This window comes from Proteiniphilum sp. UBA1028 (assembly GCF_002316955.1).
Taxonomy (GTDB): Bacteria; Bacteroidota; Bacteroidia; order Bacteroidales; family Dysgonomonadaceae; genus Proteiniphilum.
The window spans coordinates 20558-40906 of the sequence record NZ_DCEN01000035.1; the positions used below are offsets into that span (position 1 = coordinate 20558).

A 20349-nucleotide genomic window follows, 5' to 3' on the forward strand; every position below is an offset into this window, starting at 1 on the left:
TGCTTCGTTTCGTCACAGTAGTGCGACCTCTTTGTTGACCTTTTAATGTTAAAATAAACTTATAATGATTTGTTTCGAGTCTCAAATAATTTTTCGATACTAACTTTCATTTTTGTATAATTTATTGTATAATAATGATATAGTATATATTTTGTCCTAAAGGATTGTGTGAGACATATTTTTCGTTTTTTAACGATTCCTCTAACAAGTGATATCTTTATATTTGTAAATAAAATGTGAATTAATCCTTTGTGGTTTTTTATAACTGAATTTTTTACCGAACACTGAGTTAGTGAAAATAACTTATTAATAAGAAACCATCAAGAGTTGTTAAAGTATCTATTATAAACCTTTTATTATTTATGAAACAGTTAAGATTTTTGTTAACATGTGGATTAATCATTTGTATATCATCGATTAATGCCCAAGTAAAACGAGTGACCGGAACAGTTTCCGATAATCAGGGTAAACCTGTAATCGGAGCAACCATTCTTGTGAAAGAGTCAACCTCTATCGGTACTGTCACCGGTATAGATGGTGAGTTTGCCTTAAATGCTCCCAATGAAGGAACTTTAGTGATTTCTTATATTGGATATAAGACTCAAGAGATTCCTATCACAGGTAGAACTACTTACAACATTGTCTTAAATGAGGACACAGAACTGCTTGATGAAATTGTGGTTGTAGGTTATGGAACAATGAAAAGGTCAGATTTAACAGGAGCTATTTCATCTGTTACAACTGAAAATATTGTAAGAAGTGGAAAATTTAATCCGATTAATGCTATCCAGGGAACCGTATCAGGTGTAAATATTGTACGCAACAATAACAAACCTGGTGGAGGATATTCTATGGATATCAGAGGTTTAAGTTCAATTTCAAAATCTAATGCACCTTTAGTAGTCATTGATGGCATACCTGGATCAGATTTAAGCTTAATAAATCCAATCGATATTGAAAAAATAGACGTTCTTAAAGATGCTTCAGCTACTGCAATTTATGGTTCAAGAGGTGCAAATGGTGTTATTATTGTGAGCACTAAACGAGGAACTTTAGGTAAGCCAATGATTTCTTACGATGGGTATTTTGGAATAAAATCTCCGACAAATATGCCAGAGTTTATGAATGGTGATGAATGGGTTCAAATGGTTCGTGAATCTTACAGAGCAAAGAATAAAGGAATTTATAAGACGGATGAACAAATATTTACCGATCCCTCAGAGCTTAAAGCTGTTCAAGACCGGAACTATTTTGATTGGGTTAATGCGTTGACTAGAAATGCTATTCAAACAAATCATTCGATTTCAGCTGCTGGTGGTACAGAACATGCCAAATATGCATTATCAGCTGGATATTATAATGAAGAAGGATTCATGAAGTATGAGGATTATAAACGGTACAATTTAAAATCTTCAATAGATATTTCTACTAATAAGTATTTGGGTTTTGGAGGTACACTTTATTTAACAACATATATAAACAATATAGGAAATAACGACTTGTTTCAAGATATTCATCGTGCTCGACAAACGCAGCACCCATATAGCCTAGTTACAGGAGAAGAAATTAAAAAATTTTCTTCAAATGGAATTTTTAACCCTTTCATTACTCAAAATAATATAGTACAAGAAAGTAAGGGATTAAATTTATTAGGCAATGTATATTTAAGGATTAATCCTATCGAAGGATTAGAATTGAAAACTTCTTTTGCTCCATATTTGACATCAGATAGAGAGGGACGATTTAGGGATACATGGAGTAAAGCTTTGCAAGGCACTAATAAGCCCACAGCATATATGAGAAACACCAATGATTATAATTGGGTGTGGGATAATATTCTCAATTATAATTTCACTAGAGGGGTACATGGGATTGATTTTACTGGTGTTATTAGTATGCAACAGTATGAAATTGAGGAATTATATGGAGATGTAAAGGACTTAGGATTCAGATCACTTTGGTATAATCTAGGTGGCGGTACAGTAAATAAATTAACTTCTAATTATTCGCGACAATCATTACTTTCATACTTAGGAAGAGTTAATTACAATTATAACGAAAAGTATCTATTGACTTTAAGTGCTCGCTATGATGGTTCTTCAAAACTTTCTGAAGGACATAAATGGTCGTTGTTCCCATCTGTTGCGCTTGCTTGGAGGATAACACAAGAAGATTTTATGCAAAACCAATCCACCATTTCAAATATGAAATTGAGGGTTAGTTATGGTTCTACAGGAAATGATTCTGTCGGTCCTTATTCCACTTCTGCAAATATTTCAGGAACAACATATTATATGTTTGGTAATGATCTGGCGAATGGGAATGTTCCAGGCTCATTAGGTAATTCAAGTCTTGGCTGGGAGACAACTTCGGAATATAATGTTGGTCTGGATTTAGGTTTGTTTAATAATAGAATTTCAGCATCTCTTGAATATTACAATAGATTGACAACAGACCTCATTATGAATAAATTAATAGCTACACATACAGGTTATTCATCGGTCCCGGCGAATGTGGGTTCTTCTAGGAATAAAGGATTCGAATTGACTCTAAATACAAACAACATTAAAACTAAAGAGTTTAATTGGAGTACCAATTTTACATTGGCTTACAATAAAAATATGATTGTAGACTTGGCATACAAAGAAGATTTAGGTAAATACTCTCCTCAACTTGAAGGAATGCAAGGAGATTACAGTAATAAATGGTTTATCGGTCAGCCAATAAAAATAAACTGGATCTATGAAGAAATAGGAGTTTGGCAAGAAAATGAAAAGGAAGAGGCAGCTAAATATGGACAAACTCCAGGGCAGTGGAAAGTCAGAGATTTTAATAATGATGGGGTAATACATGGTGACAAAGACAGAACAATCTATGGTAAAAGATCTCCTGATTGGATAGGAGGTATGACTAACCTGTTTAATTATAAAGATTTTGATTTATCGTTCCATATGTATTGGAGGACGGGTCTTACGGATAAAAATCAATTCCTGGTTTACTATGCAGGAGAAAGTAACCAACATAATTTTAAAAATGCAAAAGTAAATTATTGGACTCCTGAAAACCAGACCAATGACTGGGCACAACCCTCCAATCAAGGCCCCTATAGAAATAATGCATCGAATGTATATACGAATAGTGATTTTTTAAAAATATCTGATATTACACTCGGTTATAATATGCCGAAATCGATTTTAAATAAGCTTAATATCAATAAATTGAGAGTTTATACTACAATACAAAATCCATTTACTTTTACTAGTTTCAATGGGTTTGACCCAGAAAATCCTTCAAGTACAATCGGTAACGACTCATGGATGTCAATGACTGCACTCCTAGGCCTTAATATTACTTTTAATTAAATATTGCTCAATAAATTGAATGATATTTTTATATAAGATAATTTAAACTCAAATATGTAATTTCATTTAAAATATAACGAAATGAAAAACAGAACATTTTCTAGATTGAGGAACTTTTTGGTATCCTTCACACTCATTTCATTAGTGACTGCATGTAGTGGTTTTCTGGATGAAGTAAATTGGTCTAGCCAGACAGCGGATAATTTGTTTGTTACTGCTGATGGTTACGAAAAATTAATAAATGGTTGTTATGCAGATTTAAGATCTATTTATGATAGCAAAGATTTTAAGAATTTGCAATGGCTTGGTACTGATATTATTACTCAAAATAATGTTATATCAACCAACAATCTGAATCAATATACTATTAACTATGATTCAAACGACGGAAGTGTCAAAAATGTTTGGAATACTTTATACTCATCACTTAAAAACGTAAATGCAGCTATTGAAAGAGCAGAAAAAGTAAAAGGATTGGATGAAAAAATTATTTCACAACGTGTTGCTGAAACAAAAGTTCTTAGAGCTCTTTACTTGTTCCACATAGTACGTAACTGGGGTGATGCACCATTAATGCTTGAAGAACCGAAAGGCCCTATTTCAACAGCGACGAGAACTCCTTCTTCAGAAATATATAACCAAATTTTAAAGGATTTGAATGATGCAATATCTATTTTACCTTTAAGACAATCAGGGAATAGTTATGGCAGGTTGTCCGCATCTGCTGCAAAACACTTACGATCACTGGTGTATTTAACCCGTGGTTATTTACCTATTGCAGAAGCATCTGATTTTCAGAATGCTTATAACGATGCAACAGATATAATAACTAAATCTGGTCATACATTATTAAAAGATTTTAAAGATGTGCATCGGCAAGCCACTGAAGTTAATGACGAAATCATTTTCTCGGTTCAATATGGAAAAGATGCTGTTAGTGGAATAGGTAATTCGATGCCCAAATACTTTTTATTTCCATATAGGGAAGGATACCCCGGTTTAGCCAAAGATAGTTATTACGGTAATGATGATGCGACTTATCTACCTACTAAATATTTATATTTACTTTTTGATTGGCAAAAAGATCGAAGAGCTGAAGTTACGTTTATGAGTACACTCAATGAAAATCCTGCTACGTCAATAGACGGGAAAAATACGGGAAAAAACTGGTTCCAATGTGTACAACCGGTTAAAGGAACCTTTTCATTAGGAGATACTGTGATTTATTTTCCAGTACCTTCCGATCCAAAATTCAAATATTGGACAGAAAACGACAAATCTAAAGTGAAATACTTGGTCTATAATTTTCCTAGTGGTAATCCAGAAGATTATTCAGAAGATGAATATTTCGTTACCTCATATCAAACTTCAAATCTAAATAGTAGAACATTTTTACCAGTCTGGAAATTTAAAGATGCCAATACTAATTATTTAGAAAGCGGGGCGTCAACAGGTACACGTGACATTTATGTTTTTCGTTTAGCAGAAACATATTTAATAGCCGCTGAAGCTGCCTTAAAGTTGGGTAATAACGCAGATGCACTTTCACATTTAAATGCAATACGAAAAAGAGTTGAAAAAGTGACAAACTCACTGGTATTTCCTGAAGGAACAACAGTAACAATTGATATGATATTAAATGAACGTTCCATGGAGTTATTTGGAGAAGTTTCTCACTGGAATGATCTTCAAAGGACTGGGAAGTTAATAGAAAGAGTAAGGAAGTATAATTGGGATACAATGAATATTGTCGGTAATATTCAGACTCAGTTAACAGAAAATGCTACTAAGTATTACTTAAGACCTATTCCATTAGCTTGGATCAATTCTCTCGAAAATAGCAATGAGATTATAAATAATCCTGGTTGGTAAGTGGAACGATTATCAAAAGGAAGGGAATAAAATCCCCTTCCTTTTGAATATTTTATATGTATAAATATTATGAGAAACAAACCTCAATTATTTGATTATATTGAAGTAAGAGCATACTGGATTGGCATATTAAATTTTAAGCAAAACATGAATAGGATTTTCATCATAATTGTTTCCTTGTTTTTTTGTGTTCACTTGATAGCTCAGGATTTTATTCATCCCGGAATTCTTCACAATTCTGAATCTTTAAAAAGGATCAAGACAACTGTGGCGGAAAAAAGGCAACCGTGGAAATCCGGTTATGAGCTTTTTAATACAGATTTTAGAGCTTCATGTAACTACAAGATGAATGGCCCATATGAGTTTGTTTCTCGTACCGGGTCAAAGCTTGGTGAGTCGAATTTGCATAAAAAGGAATTTGAAGATGATTGTTTGGCTTCTTATTACAATGCCATTCAATGGGTCATAACAGGAAATAAACAACATGCTGAAAAGTCAATTGAAATTATGAACGGCTACTCAAGTAAATTAAAAGGAATAATCAATAGAGATAAAGAATTGATGAGTCCTTTATGTGGTTTCCTGATCGTAAATGCTGCAGAAATCATCCGTTATACAAATGCAGGTTGGAAAGATGGAGATATCACATCTTTTGAAACAATGGTCAGAGATGTCTTCTATCCCGTAATTGAAAATTTTGCAACGTTTGCAAATGGAAATTGGGACGCAGCCTGCATCAAGGGAATGATGGCATTCGGAGTTTTTCTGAATGACAAAAGCATGTTTGATAGAGCGGTCAATTATTATTATAAAGGCGAGGGGAATGGACGGTTGACCCACTACATTATAAATGAGGTTGGTCAATGCCAGGAAAGCGGACGCGATCAAGGACATACAATGTTCGGTCTTGGTTGTTTGGCCGAAGCATGTGAAGTAGCATATAATCAAGGTCTGGATTTATATAGTGCAGAGAATAACCGATTAATGAAAGGTTTCGAATACACTGCAAAATATAATTTAGGTTTTGACGTCCCATTTAATGAATGGTTAGACCGAACCGGAAAATATCATCACGTAAAAATTGCTGATCAAGATCGTGGTAATTGGAGAGGTGTCTTTGAGATCGCCTTAAATCATTATCACAAAAGGATGAAGTTAAATCCATTCTACATACGCATGGCAGCCGAAAAGTTACGACCAGAAGGCCAACCATGGACAGCAGATCATCCAGGATATGGTACTCTATTATTTGCATTGGAATAATACCACATGTTATTCCAGCATTTATGGTGAGAATCGATAAATCGAAATGAAAATCTAATTTTTCTATTCCATATGATAACGTTGCACCAAATATGCTATTTGAAGTGGATTTTATTGCTTATTTGCGTCATCTCCTGCGAGAAAAAAAGTGAGATTAACGTTAATTCAAACCTCGATTATTGCGTTGATCAAGTCTCTAAGACACTCGCACTGACGTCTGACTATGAGTGTATGCCCAATAATATCAATTCGGGCGAAAATGAATGGCACTTCACTCGTGCCGGATCATGGACAAGCGGTTTCTGGCCGGGTATCCTCTGGTATATTTATGAATACACAGGCGATGAAAAATGGAGAGCAGAGGCAGACTCTTTCACTCATTCCATCATTCCGCCTGCAACAAGAAAAGCCAGAAGCCATGATGTGGGATTTCTCGCTTATTGCAGTATTGGTAACGGATACCGGCTAACTAAATCTCAGGAGTATAAAGATGCCCTGTTACGGGCTGCCGACTCAGTGTCTGTACTCTATAATCCCAATGTCGGAACATTTCTTTCATGGCCAAATATGGTACAACGAATGGATTGGCCGCACAATACGATCATCGACAACATGATGAATATGGAATTACTGTTCTGGGCAGCTAAGAATGGTGGTGGGCAGTATTTTTATGACATAGCTTATAAACATGCAGAAACCACAATGAATAACCATTTTCGTCCTGATGGAAGTTGTTATCATGTGATTGTCTATAATGATCTAACCGGAGAATTTATAAAGGGGGTTACCCATCAAGGATATAATGATTCTTCTATGTGGGCACGTGGTCAAGCATGGGCAATTTATGGATTTACTATGGCCTACCGTGAAACAAAAGACCCTCGTTTTCTTAAAACCGCTCAAACAGCTGCAGATATATATTTGAAGCGCTTACCTGAAGATATGATTCCCTACTGGGATTTTGATGCTCCTAATATTCCTGATGAACCAAAAGACGCCTCTGCCGCTGCAATTGTCGCTTCTGCATTACTTGAGATGTCTATGTTGACAGAGGGTAAAGAACGTAACAAGTATCGTTCCGCTGCAGAAAAAATACTGATTAGCTTATCATCAGCTGATTACCAGAGTAGGAATATTAATACTTCCTTTCTTCTCCATTCTACCGGGAATTTACCCAACGGGTACGAAATCGATGCTTCAATAATTTATGCCGATTATTATTATATCGAGGCGTTGATTCGTTTAAAGAAGCTTGAGGATAAGTCAGACGGAAGTGGTGTGATGGTTGAGCATAAGAAGAAAGTTACTTATAAAGATAAACTATTTTTATCCTCATTACCCAGTGGAGGTTTTGCAATTTATATACGAGAAATATAAAAAAAGGAATATGAGAATTATTAAAATTTTTATACTGTCGATTTTCAGTTATTATAGCCTGTTTGCGAATGAGGTTTCACTACAATCGCCGGACAGCAGGTATGCTGTAAAAGTTTTTGAACAAGAAAACCATTTATGGTTTACTGTCGATTTCAACGGGAATCGGGTTATTTATCCGTCACTATTAGGAATAAATGGTAATGGTGAATGGAAGGAAAATGTAAAAATAGGAAATATAAGCCGGGATACTGTTAATCAGACGTGGTACCCTGTATACGGAGAACGGTCTGTAGTAAAAGATCATTATAATGGTTGTGTTATTGATCTGGTTTCTGATGATAATAAAAGACGGACATTACAGCTAGAAATACGGTCATATGATGAGGGAGTTGCTTTTCGATATATTTTTCCAGGTGGAGAATATCTTCATATAACCGATGAATATACCCAATATACCCTTCCTGAGGGAACAAAAGCCTGGTATACTCCCCGGGCACAAACTTCTTACGAGTTGCTTCCTTTATATGGATGGCCGGGAGAAAGCGAGCGGCCGCTTGTCTTGGAACTGCCGGAAAATAATTATTTGTTGCTTACCGAAGCGGGAGTGGTGAATTATGTAAGAACAAAATTTGCTTTGGGAGACAAACCCAACACCATCAATAACGTAATGTATGGTTCTGTGGACGAGATTGCTCCTTTTGCTACTCCGTGGCGCGTTCTCATGGCAGCGAAAAAGGCCGGTGAACTAATTGAAAATAATGATATTCTGTTGAATCTGAATCCTCCTTCCATTATAGAGAATCCTTGGTGGATCACACCGGGAAAAGTGATGCGTGAGGTTACCCTGTCAACAGCAGGAGCAAAAGCGGTTGTTGATTTTGCAGTAAAAAGGAATTTACAGTATATTCATTTCGACTCAGGATGGTATGGACCGGAAAATAACTGGAAGTCGGATGCTACCACTGTTGCTTTCGATTCGATCCGAAACTCTAAATATGGTGCATTCGATTTGCATGAAGCAATTGCTTATGCGAAAAAAAATAATAAAAAGGTGATTTTATATGTTAACCAGCGAGCTTTATCAAACCAACTTGATGAAATATTGCCACTTTATAAAAGCTGGGGAGTAGACGGTTTAAAATTTGGATTTGTTCAGGTAGGTTCTCATCTGTGGACCAAATGGTTACATGAGGCGGTCGCAAAATGTGCCAAGTATGGATTAGTTGTCGATATACATGATGAATACCGCCCCACAGGATTTAGTCGGACTTATCCAAATCTGATGACCCAGGAAGGTATCCGTGGAAATGAAGAGTTTCCTGATGCCACACACAACGCACTCCTACCTTTCACCCGTTTCACACAAGGTGCAGCCGATTATACCATCTGTTATTATCGTCGGGATTTCTCGGGTAAAGATGTTCCTGAAAAATCGCAAGGTTTAGTAAAAGCTCGTTTACTCAGTACTACTCCTGCGCATCAGTTGGCATTGTCTGTAATCTATTACAGTCCATTGCAATATGTCTATTGGTACGACAAGCCCTCAGAGAGTCAGGATGAACCCGAACTGGAATTTTTTGATAAAGTACCTACCGTTTGGGACGATACCAAAGTGCTTGAAGGAGTACCGGCAGAATATATTACAATGGCACGTCGAAGCGGAAGAGACTGGTTTGTAGGAAGTATCACCAATACCGAACCGCGCAAATTATTCACTTCTCTTAATTTCCTTGAACCGGGAAAAACCTATACTGCCCATATTTATGAAGATGATCCAAAAGTTAAAACACGTACAAAGGTTGGTATAAAGAGGATAAAAGTGACTCATGAATCGGTTCTTGAGGCAAATCTTCAGCCGTCAGGCGGACAAGCGATCATGATAACGGAGATACTTGATTGAAATAGGATATAAAATCTAAATCGAACATGCATTATTTTGTCAGATATCTCTTTTTGTCTTTGTGCCTTAGTGCTCAGATACTTTATGCGCAAAAACCCGTCGATCTGGTAAATCCTTTTGTCGATAGCTATAAATCACGTTGGTTCTTCTTTAGTTCGGCATCGAGACCATTCGGTATGGTAAACCTGAGTCCAGATACCGATACCCAATCTTCATGGAACTCGGGTTATTTGTACGGTAGTGAACATATTCGCTGTTTCAGTCATATTCATGCCTGGCAGATGTCGGGCGTGGCCGTTATGCCCACAGTGGGTGAATTCAAAGGGCACAAAGGAATGGATATTTATCAATCGAAGTTTACCCACGAAGGAGAAATTGCCAAACCGGGATATCATAAAGTGTACCTCTCGGATTATGATGTATGGGCAGAACTGACTTCTTCCACCCGAGTAGGTTTTCATCAATATACCTTTCCAGAAAGTGACGAGTCCTATATCCTGATAGATATCGGTGCTTACCTGGCACATGGTCCTAAAGCACACGCCGAGGCCTGGAAAGTGACTGATACTGAGATTGCGGGTTACGAAATCATGGAACGTACAGGTAGACGGCCAAAGGACACTCCAGTTTACTTTTATATGGAATTTAATAAACCATTCAATGATATACGGATGTGGAAAGACAGCACCCTGGTACGTAAATCAATCAATCCCGAACGTATATCGGGTCATAACTCAGGAATGGCAGTTCATTACAGTACGGCGAAAGGCGAAATTATCCGCTTCAAAGTTGGTATTTCCTACGTCAGTGTGGAGCAGGCACAAAAGAATCTTCGTGATGAAATACCGCATTGGGATTTTGATAAAGTAAAGCAGGAATCGTATGATGAATGGAACGAAATGCTTAGCCGTATTGAAGTGAAAGGCGGTACTTACGAACGGAAAGTAAAACTATATACTGACCTGTGGCATGCGCTGCTTGGACGTCGTACACTAAGTGATATCGACGGGAAATATATGGATATGACGGGTGATTATCCACGTGTTCGCCAAGTGCGGTTAGATAATAAAGGGAAACCTCTTTTCCCCCATCTCAATTTTGACGCTTGGTGGGGTAGCCACTGGTCTCTTAATATTCTTTGGTCGATGGCTTATCCGGAAGTAATGGATGCTTTTTGTAATACGATGGTAGATATGTACCAAAATGGAGGATTAATCCCACGCGGGCCGTCGGGAGGAAATTATACCTTTGTCATGATCGGCGATCCTTCCACTCCATTTTTCGCTACGGCCTATAACAAAGGTATTCGTAATTACAGTTCCGAGCTCATGTATGAAGGATTGCGCAAGAACGCTTTCCCGGGCGGTACGCGCGACCATTCAGGATACGAACACCGTAAACGAGCCACAGGTGGAGGCATGGATTATTACGTGGACCTGGGTTATGTACCACAAGATCGGCCGTCTGTCACTATCCACAGTGAGGCTTCTGCCGCGATGACCATGGAATACTCCTATCAAGACTGGTCACTGGCACAAATAGCCAAAACAATGGGCAACGAAGAGGATTACCGTTTCTTTATGAAACGCTCACAAAACTATCGTAATCTCTGGAATCCTGCATCGGGATATATTCACCCCAGAAATAAAAACGGTTCCTGGATTGATGAATTCGATCCGCTGGCATTAAAAGGATTTTGTGAGAGCAATGCCGCGATCTACTCCTATTTTGTACCACATGATATGGCCGGGATTATTCAACTGATGGGTGGTAACAAGCATTTTGTTGATCGACTTAACAAAGCTTTTGAACGGTCAGCCTCGAAAGGGTTCCTGCGAAATCCACGAGAACGGGACGAAAACGCAAATTGGACTGATTATGGCAACCAGCCCGGAACCGGAATGGCACATATGTTTAATTATGCCGGTGCACCATGGTTAACGCAGTATTGGGTGCGTCGTGTAAAAGATGAATATGACGATATTACACCATACGGAGGTTATAAGGATGACGAAGATCAGGGACAGATGGGAGCATTGGGTGTACTGATGGGTATCGGTCTGTTTGAAATGAATGGTGGCGCAGCTGCAAATCCTATTTATGAAATCACGACGCCTCTATTTGAAAAGGTGACTATATATCTGAATAATGACTATTATCCGGGAAAAACATTTATTATCCAAACCAAAAATGATCCCGAAAAGAACATGTATATACAAAAAAGCAAACTTAATGATAAACCGGTGAATCGTTGTTGGTTCTATCATCATGAATTTGCCAATGGCGGTATACTTGAATTGGAACTTGGTCCCAAACCCAATAAAAAATGGGGTATAATACCTTCGCCGATCATTACATTACCGGAATAAGGATATAATATAGACGAAGTGATATATTGTGAAACAGGAAAATACAGATCTTAAATACTGAATATTTGGTACTTAATTGATCTCAATGGTGTTTTTAGCAAGTCTGAATTTGGACAATTGCTGGATCTATTAATCATTGACGAAGATAAAAATATGAATAAGAAAACAATTGCAATTATAAGAACAAGGGCACTGTCTCTGTTAATCATAGGGTTACTAACCGGTTTTACCATGTGCGCGAAAGAGTCTGGGAATAATGAAGAAGGCTCATCTGTTACTCCTCCTGGTCCTGACCCAGATCCTGAGATGACATATATTGATACGTTGACACCCTCTGTTCCAATGAAGCGGGGAGGTTTACATACCGAAGAAGATTTCAAGCGCGTTCGTCAAAAGATATCAGCAGGTGAAGAGCCATGGCTGTCCGGTTGGAATAAACTTACCAGCAATCCCAGGGCCCAAGCTACATGGAAAGCAAATCCCGTTGTGAAATTGATTCGAGGCGGTAATAGTCGTGAAGAACCGGAGCCTGATAATTATAGTCGGGCAATGAACGATGCTGCAGCAGCTTATCAATTGGCGTTAAGATGGAGAATCAGTGGTGATGACTCATTTGCACAAGCAGGGATCAATATTCTTAATTCATGGGCAAGCACCTGTGAAAGAATTAGCGGTAATTCAAATACTGCTTTGGCAGCTGGTATTTATGGATATCAGTTCGCCATAGCCGCAGAGCTATTAAGAGATTATGCAGGTTGGGCAGTAAAAGATTTAGAATCGTACAAGCAATGGATGATAGATGTTTTTTACAATCTGAATATGGATTTTTTAAAATCGCATTGGGGAACTTGTGACTCGCATTATTGGGCTAATTGGGATCTTTGCAATCTTGCATCAGTGATTGCAATCAGTGTTTTGACAGATAACCGAAGCATGTATAATTATGCGGTTAATTATTTACAAAAAGGAAATGGTAACGGCAATTTTTTCAAAGCCATCAATCATGTTTTTAAAGATGAAAACGCCGGATTAGCTCAATTACAGGAAAGTGGTAGAGATCAAGGGCATTCTTTGATGGTAATAGGTTTGTTGGGCACAATTTGCAAGTTGACTTGGAACCAGGGAGACGACTTTTATGGATTGGATAACAACAGAGTCTTAAAAGCTACTGAATACACTGCAAAATATAATGTTGCTCAACTTGATGTTCCTTTCGAAGCATATACACGATATTATGCGGTCAACTGTGCACAATCCGAGACTCATACTGCTATTAGTTCGTCCGGTCGTGGGGGAGTACGCCCAATTTGGACAGCGGCTTACTATCACTACACAAAAGTGAAAAAATTGGCAGCAACCTATACCGCAATGGGTGTACAGCAGACTCAACCCGAAGGAGGAGGTGGTGACTACGGGCCTAACAGTGGGGGATATGATCATCTCGGTTTTGGAACTTTGATGTTTGCATTGGATTAGTTTAATTCACTAAATTTTGATCACGATAAAGTGGATGTATTATGAAAAGAGATGTTTTGAATGTTAAGTTTGCAACAATACTATTCTTATTGTTAATATTTTCAGTCTCTTTATATTCATATGACAAACTGGTAACATATACCGCTCCACAGGGTGCGTTACTTAACCAGAATTTTTCAGTTCGTGTTAGGCAAGCCGGTAAAGAGTGGATGGAGGTGCCGAACCACCTTATAAAAGTAGACGAAGTCCGCGAAACAAAACATCATGTGGAAGAGGCATCTATGGCTTATTTCGATTTTTCGGGAGAAGTGGAAGTGTCTGTTACGTTCAACAACGGACCTATTAGAAAAACCAGAATTAGACCCCTTTCTTATGGAATAGAACCAACAGTTGAAGGAAACAGACTGACTTTTAAACTGGATCAGCCACGTAATCTATCGGTAGAAGTAAATGATGATATTTTCCATAATCTGCATCTCTTTGCCAACCCGATGATAGAAAATATACCGGACAGGAACGATCCGGATGTGATATTCTTTGGCCCCGGTATCCATGAATTCGAGGACAACAAATTCGAAGTTCCTTCCAACAAGACAGTCTATATTGACGGGGGAGCCATTCTTCGGGGACAGTTGCTGATACAAAATGCCGAAAATGTAAACGTGATAGGCAGCGGCATGGTGGAACATACCGTCAAAATGGGCGTACATATTGCCAACTCGAAGAATATCGGAGTGGAGGGAATCTTTACCACACAGTGTGCAACGGGAGGCTCGGACAGAGTGACCATCCGGAATGTGAAAAGTATCAGCTACTATGGATGGGGAGATGGTCTGAATGTTTTTGCCAGTAACAACGTCTTTTTTGATCGTGTATTCTGCCGCAATTCAGATGACTGTACAACGGTGTATGCTACACGAAAAGGGTTCGAAGGGGGGTGCCGCAATATTGTGATGGAAAATTCTACCCTGTGGGCTGATGTGGCGCACCCCATCATGATTGGTATACATGGCAATGCACAAAACTTTGATATTATTGAGGACCTGGTCTATCGGAACATTGACATTCTGGATCACAAGGAAGCACAGCTCGATTATCAGGGTTGTCTTGCCATTAATGGTGGTGACAACAACATCATTCGCAACGTGCTGTTTGAAGATATCAGAATTGAAGATTTCCGTCAGGGGCAACTCTTTAACATCCGTATCTTTTATAATGAAAAATATTGCGAAGCCCCCGGTATGGGAATCGAAAACGTGCATTTTAAAAATATAAATTATAATGGCAGTAATGCTGAATTATCGATCGTTGCAGGTTACAACAGCGACAGAATGGTGAAAAATGTCACCTTCGAAAACCTGAAAATAAACGGAAGACTTATTACTGACAATATGCCGGGTAAACCGGCCTGGTATAAAACCAGTGATATGGCGCGTATTTTTATCGGAGAACATGTTAAAGGGGTCTCGTTTATTGAGTAATTAAATGAAATAATCCTATTCCCATGATGAGAAAATGTATATTTATCTTGCTATTGATAGCAGCCCTGCCTAAAGCCGGAGCGCAGTCTATCCTGGAAGATACCAGGAAACAGCTTCTTTCGCCCGATGGCCATTATCTTTTCACGTTTTACCAGAAACAGTTTCCCGACGAACGCAAGCAGATGTATTATACGCTGTCGTATAAAGGAAAAACAGTGATTGAAGAATCTGAGCTCGGCCTGCTCATCGAGAATCAACTTTTCGAATCGGCGTTGGCAATTCCGAATGATACCAGTAAGCTATGGGGTGAAAATCTTTCGCTCACCGCTGTCGAAGACAAAACAGTTGATGAAACATGGCGCCCGGTTTATGGTGAAAGAGAGGAAGTTAAAGATCATTACAACGAACTGGTGCTGAAGTTTCAAAAAGGAGGTGCTCCGGAAACGGAAGGTAATTCAACCGCCTCTGCGGCCGGACACGGACAAGCCTACGACAAAAGACAGTACTATTATATGAATTTCATTGTCAGGGCTTACGATGAAGGTGTTGCTTTCCGTTATTTCTTTCCCGAGGCCACCAACGGTTTGTTTCTCCATATTGTGGGAGAGCAGACACAGTTTACCCTGCCTGAACGTACATCGGCGTATTATGAACGTTGGGCACAAGGGCCTTATGAACTACTGTCCTTGAACGATTGGAAAGATGAAAGTGAGCGTCCCCTGACGATGAAGCTGCCCAACGGGTTGACAGTTGCACTGCTGGAGGCGGATATGGTTGATTATGCCCGCATGAAATTCCGTTTGGTAAAAGAGAATACCTTACAGACTTCGTTGTACAGTTCGGTAGATGTCATTACCCCCTATGCCACGCCCTGGCGCGTAATCATGTCAGCCGAAAAAGCAACTGAACTGATTGAGAATAATAATCTTGTCATGAACCTGAATCCAGAGAATGAGATCAAAGAGACCTCATGGATCAACCCCGGCAAGGTAATTCGTGTTACGAGGCTTACCCAGGCCGATGCGATAAAGTGCGTCGACTTTGCTGCAGAACGTGGCTTGCAATACATCCATCTTGATTCCGGTTGGTATGGCTCCGAAGTGTTGATGAGTTCAGACGCCACTTCTGTCGCGGATAATCGTGATTTGGATATGCCGAAGTTGATCAATTACGCGACATCTAAAGGAATCGGCGTATGGGTGTACGTCAACCAACGTGCACTGGTACAGCAGTTGGACGAACTACTTCCGCTTTATCGGAAATGGGGATTAAAAGGAATCAAGTTCGGTTTTGTGCAAATCGGCAATCAACATTGGTCCACCTGGTTGCATGATGCCATCCGAAAATGCGCTGAATATGAGATCATGGTCGATATTCACGATGAATACCGCCCCACAGGGTTCAGCCGTACTTATCCCAATCTGCTGACGCAGGAGGGTATCAGAGGAAATGAAGAATTTCCCGATGCCACCCATAATGTTATTTTGCCCTTCACCCGCTTCTTGTCGGGAGCTGCAGACTACACCATCTGTTACTATGATAAGCGTCTTAAAACGACCCATGCGCATCAACTGGCCATGGCGGCAGTATATTACAGTCCCTTGCAATTTTTGTACTGGTATGACCAACCCTCGGCTTATCAGGGAGAACCGGAAATCGAGTTTTTCGACAAGGTGAAAACCGTATGGGATGATACCAAAGTGCTGGATGGTGAAGTTGGAGAGTATGTGACCATTGCCCGAAGAAGTGGGGAAGAATGGTTTGTAGGATCGCTGACAAACAACGAGGAGAGAAAAATCAGCACCTCGCTCAGCTTTTTAGATAACGGGAAGAAATATGTTGCCAACCTGTATACGGATGACGAAACGGTGCAGACAAGAACGAATGTCCGTGTCACACGGGTGATTGTAGATAGTCATACCGACCTGTCGTTTCACTTGAAAGCAAGCGGCGGATGCGCAATTCATCTTACACCAGCCGGCAAGGAAGAGTTGAAAAGATACAAACGATACCGGAAAAATCAGCTGTTGTAACATCGCATGAAAAAATATCGTTTGCTCTTGATGTTGCTCTTGTTATGCACTGTTTCAACGAAAGCCGGTGTATACCAGTGGTCGGTGAAGCTCGATGGCTACGTTTCCAGTGAAACAAAAGATCATCCCGATGCTTTTTTATGGATTCCCCCCGATTGCAAACAAGTAAAAGCGGTTGTGGTTAGCCAGCAGAATATGTGTGAAGAGACGCTTTTCGATCATCCCCGATTCCGGGAGGCGATGTCGGAACTTGATTTTGGCATCATATGGATTGCCCCCGGAATCGATTATCAGTGGGATGTTACAAACGGCTGCCAGGATATTTTTGACAAGATGCTGGCAGATCTGGCAGAGACAAGCGGTTATCACGAGATCGGATATGCACCGATAGTTCCTTTAGGCCATTCGGCCATGGCCACTTTCCCGTGGAATTTTGCAGCCTGGAATCCCATGCGGACATTGGCCGTCGTCTCTTATAAAGGCGATGCCCCCCGGACGAATCTGACAGGATATGGAGGGGAAAATCTCGAATGGGGCAGGACACGGAATATTGACGGCATCCCCGGACTGATGATAGAAGGGGAATATGAATGGTGGGAAGCGCGCGTGAATCCGGCCTTGGCTTTTCGAATGATGTACCCCGAAAGTTGTATCTCTTTTTTGGGTGATCGGGGACAAGGGCATTTCGACGTGTCGGACAAGGTCGTGGATTATATCACGCTCTTCCTGCGAAAGGCGGCGCAATACCGGTTGCCGGAAAATCAATCGTTGGATGAACCCGCAGAGCTGATAAAACTGGACCCCAAAAAGGGATGGCTTGCCGAACGTTGGCATGAAAACCGGCAAAAACGATCGAATCCTGCAGCGTATACCGATTATAAAGGAGATAAACACGATGCTTTCTGGTATTTCGACAAAGAAATGGCTGAGGTGACAGAGAATTATTATAAAGAGATTCCCGATAGAAAAAAACAGTATATCAGCTTCCTTTCAGAGGGAAAGTGGCTCGATTTCGATGAAGACAGCCATTCCCAATACGACTTTACGCCAAATATTGGCAATGACCTCACCTTTACTCTTTCGGCGGTCTATTCGGATGCCCGGCATTCAAAACCGGCTCAAGATCACTCCAAGGGAAAAATACAGATACACAAGGTGAATGGCCCTGTGGAGAAAGTAAATGACACCACTTTTGTATTACGCTTTTATAGAATGGGATTCAATAACATAAAACGGACCGGTGGGATATGTCTTTATGCACAGGGCCCGGCAGATAACACGTATAAAAGTGCGGTTCAACAAATCTATTTAAAAATTCCGTTCCCTTTGACAAAAGGTGAAAGACAGTATATCCTGTTTCCCGGACTGGCGGATGTGTCGCAAGGAACGGAATGGATAATACTGGATGCCGTGAGTGACCAAGGTTTGGATGTATCCTATTACGTGAAGGAAGGACCTGCCGAAATTACGGGAAACAAGCTGGTTTTTACCCCAATTCCCCCCCGGGCCAAATACCCGTTAAAAGTTACGGTAGTAGCATGGCAGTACGGTTTGAAAGATAAAATACAATCCGCGGAACCTGTGGAACGCAGCTTTTATATAACTAAGTGAATCAAGTAAGGCATGTAACTGAAGTGCTCGTCTGGCGTTATTTTGTGACCCATTCCAGATTCACAACTTGCCAATGTAGAAAACGAAATAAGATAAAACAATGAATAAAGCAGTACTAACCTTTCTTTGTATAACAGTTTTTTTCGCGGCCGCAATGGCGCAATCGGTTTATCCCGGTCAGCACGAGGAAAAGATAACATTGCCTTTGCAGGGAGAAGTAAAAGCATACGCCTTCGATTTAAAGGATGTCCGTTTACTCGATTCTCCGTTCAGGCAAAATATGGAACGTGATTCGAAATGGATCATGTCGCTGGGTACAGATCGTTTACTACATAGCTTCCGTACTTCCGCAGGCGCATATGCCGGACTCGAAGGAGGATATTCTTTCGTGAAAAAGCTTGGCGGATGGGAATCATTAGACTGTGAATTGCGTGGACATTCCACGGGGCATATTTTGTCTGCATTGTCTTATCTATACGCTTCTACGGGCGATAAGGCATATAAACTGAAATCCGATAGCTTGGTTAATGGATTGGGAGAAGTACAGAATGTGCTGTTGGAAAACGGCTATAACGGCTATCTGAGTGCTTATCCGGAAAATCTGATCAACCGTAACATTGCCGGACAGCGTGTCTGGGCTCCCTGGTACACACTGCATAAAATTTACGCGGGCCTGATTGACCAGTATCTCTATTGCGACAATGAGAAAGCATTGGATATTGTGACCAAAATGGCTCAATGGGCCTGCGACAAATTGATGCCATTAAGTGAAGAACAACGGAAACTGATGATCCGTAACGAGTTTGGTGGAGTGAACGAGGCGTTCTACAACTTATATTCCATCACGGGTAATCCCGAACATAAAAAATTGGCGGAATTTTTCTATCATGCCGACGTCATTGACCCCCTGGCTCGAAAAGAAAATAATCTGGCAAACAAGCATGCCAACACATTCATACCTAAAGTGATCGGAGAGGCCCGCAATTACGAAATAACGGCCGATACACGTTCCAAAGATATTGCCTTTTTTTTCTGGAGTAGTGTTGTTGACCATCAAACTTTCTGTACGGGAGGAAACAGCCAGAAAGAAAAATTCATTGCTCCGGATAGCATTTCAAAATATCTGACCGGCTACACGCAGGAAACTTGCAACACCAACAATATGCTGAAACTGACCCGCCACCTGTTCTGTTGGGATGCCGACCCTAAGTATGCCGATTATTACGAAACGGCACTCTATAACCATATCCTGGGGCAACAGGACCCCGAATCGGGGATGGTCGCCTATTTCTTACCGTTACTGTCCGGTGCACACAAGGTGTACAGTACACCGGAACACTCTTTCTGGTGTTGTGTAGGTACCGGTTTTGAGAATCATGCCAAATATGGTGAAGCCATCTATTACCGTGCTGACGATGCGTTGTACGTGAACCTTTTTATTCCGTCCGAACTGACGTGGGAAGAAAAAGGATTGAAAGTACGACAGGAAACAGATTTTCCACAAGACGGTAAAATAAACATGAATATAGGAGCCGAAAAACCGGTGAAACTGGCGATAAAGATTCGATATCCTGCATGGACACAAAATGTGGAGGTAAAGGTAAA

At 40.0% G+C, this 20349-nt stretch carries 11 protein-coding genes; all 11 read left to right on the forward strand.

The window, feature by feature from the left end:
• Positions 1-362 precede the first annotated feature (362 nt).
• Positions 363-3362 (forward strand): SusC/RagA family TonB-linked outer membrane protein, encoded by a 3000-nt coding sequence (locus B3Z75_RS05455; RefSeq protein WP_294068461.1) that lies wholly within the window; start codon positions 363-365, stop codon positions 3360-3362.
• 81 nt (positions 3363-3443) lie between these two features.
• A complete protein-coding gene (locus B3Z75_RS05460) occupies positions 3444-5234 on the forward strand; it encodes a RagB/SusD family nutrient uptake outer membrane protein (RefSeq protein WP_294068463.1) in 1791 nt (596 codons plus the stop codon).
• Positions 5235-5303: 69 nt separating this feature from the next.
• Positions 5304-6497: an alginate lyase family protein gene (locus B3Z75_RS05465; RefSeq protein ID WP_294068465.1), complete on the forward strand. Its 1194-nt coding sequence runs from the start codon at positions 5304-5306 to the stop codon at positions 6495-6497.
• 72 nt (positions 6498-6569) lie between these two features.
• Positions 6570-7874 carry a glycoside hydrolase family 88 protein gene (locus B3Z75_RS05470; RefSeq protein ID WP_414702865.1) on the forward strand — a complete coding sequence of 435 codons (1305 nt, stop codon included), beginning with the start codon at positions 6570-6572 and terminating at the stop codon, positions 7872-7874.
• A 10-nt stretch (positions 7875-7884) separates the two neighbouring features.
• Positions 7885-9774, forward strand: a complete 1890-nt coding sequence (locus tag B3Z75_RS05475; RefSeq protein ID WP_294068469.1) for a glycoside hydrolase family 97 protein — start codon at positions 7885-7887, stop codon at positions 9772-9774.
• Positions 9775-9800: 26 nt separating this feature from the next.
• The gene (locus tag B3Z75_RS05480) at positions 9801-12143 is read left to right on the forward strand and encodes a GH92 family glycosyl hydrolase (RefSeq protein WP_294068471.1); all 2343 of its coding nucleotides are present in this window, start codon (positions 9801-9803) and stop codon (positions 12141-12143) included.
• A gap of 153 nt (positions 12144-12296) precedes the next feature.
• Positions 12297-13619, forward strand: coding sequence for an alginate lyase family protein (locus B3Z75_RS05485; RefSeq protein WP_294068473.1), 1323 nt, complete (start codon positions 12297-12299; stop codon positions 13617-13619).
• 41 nt (positions 13620-13660) lie between these two features.
• A complete protein-coding gene (locus B3Z75_RS05490; protein ID WP_294068475.1) occupies positions 13661-15100 on the forward strand; it encodes an endo-polygalacturonase in 1440 nt (479 codons plus the stop codon).
• A gap of 23 nt (positions 15101-15123) precedes the next feature.
• The gene (locus tag B3Z75_RS05495) at positions 15124-17133 is read left to right on the forward strand and encodes a glycoside hydrolase family 97 protein (RefSeq protein WP_294068477.1); all 2010 of its coding nucleotides are present in this window, start codon (positions 15124-15126) and stop codon (positions 17131-17133) included.
• Between the two features lie 6 nt (positions 17134-17139).
• Positions 17140-18744: a hypothetical protein gene (locus tag B3Z75_RS05500; RefSeq protein ID WP_294068479.1), complete on the forward strand. Its 1605-nt coding sequence runs from the start codon at positions 17140-17142 to the stop codon at positions 18742-18744.
• A 100-nt stretch (positions 18745-18844) separates the two neighbouring features.
• Positions 18845-20349 (forward strand): glycoside hydrolase family 127 protein (locus B3Z75_RS05505; protein WP_294068481.1); only part of this gene is annotated, 1505 nt, incomplete at its 3' end.

Excerpts from the sequence above, each read along its gene's own strand:
- B3Z75_RS05455 (WP_294068461.1), top strand. The coding sequence starts at position 363 with ATGAAACAGTTAAGATTTTTGTTAACATGTGGATTAATCATTTGTATA.
- B3Z75_RS05460 (WP_294068463.1), top strand. The coding sequence starts at position 3,444 with ATGAAAAACAGAACATTTTCTAGATTGAGGAACTTTTTGGTATCCTTC.
- B3Z75_RS05465 (WP_294068465.1), top strand. The coding sequence starts at position 5,304 with ATGAGAAACAAACCTCAATTATTTGATTATATTGAAGTAAGAGCATAC.
- B3Z75_RS05470 (WP_414702865.1), top strand. The coding sequence starts at position 6,570 with ATGATAACGTTGCACCAAATATGCTATTTGAAGTGGATTTTATTGCTT.
- B3Z75_RS05475 (WP_294068469.1), top strand. The coding sequence starts at position 7,885 with ATGAGAATTATTAAAATTTTTATACTGTCGATTTTCAGTTATTATAGC.
- B3Z75_RS05480 (WP_294068471.1), top strand. The coding sequence starts at position 9,801 with ATGCATTATTTTGTCAGATATCTCTTTTTGTCTTTGTGCCTTAGTGCT.
- B3Z75_RS05485 (WP_294068473.1), top strand. The coding sequence starts at position 12,297 with ATGAATAAGAAAACAATTGCAATTATAAGAACAAGGGCACTGTCTCTG.
- B3Z75_RS05490 (WP_294068475.1), top strand. The coding sequence starts at position 13,661 with ATGAAAAGAGATGTTTTGAATGTTAAGTTTGCAACAATACTATTCTTA.
- B3Z75_RS05495 (WP_294068477.1), top strand. The coding sequence starts at position 15,124 with ATGATGAGAAAATGTATATTTATCTTGCTATTGATAGCAGCCCTGCCT.
- B3Z75_RS05500 (WP_294068479.1), top strand. The coding sequence starts at position 17,140 with ATGAAAAAATATCGTTTGCTCTTGATGTTGCTCTTGTTATGCACTGTT.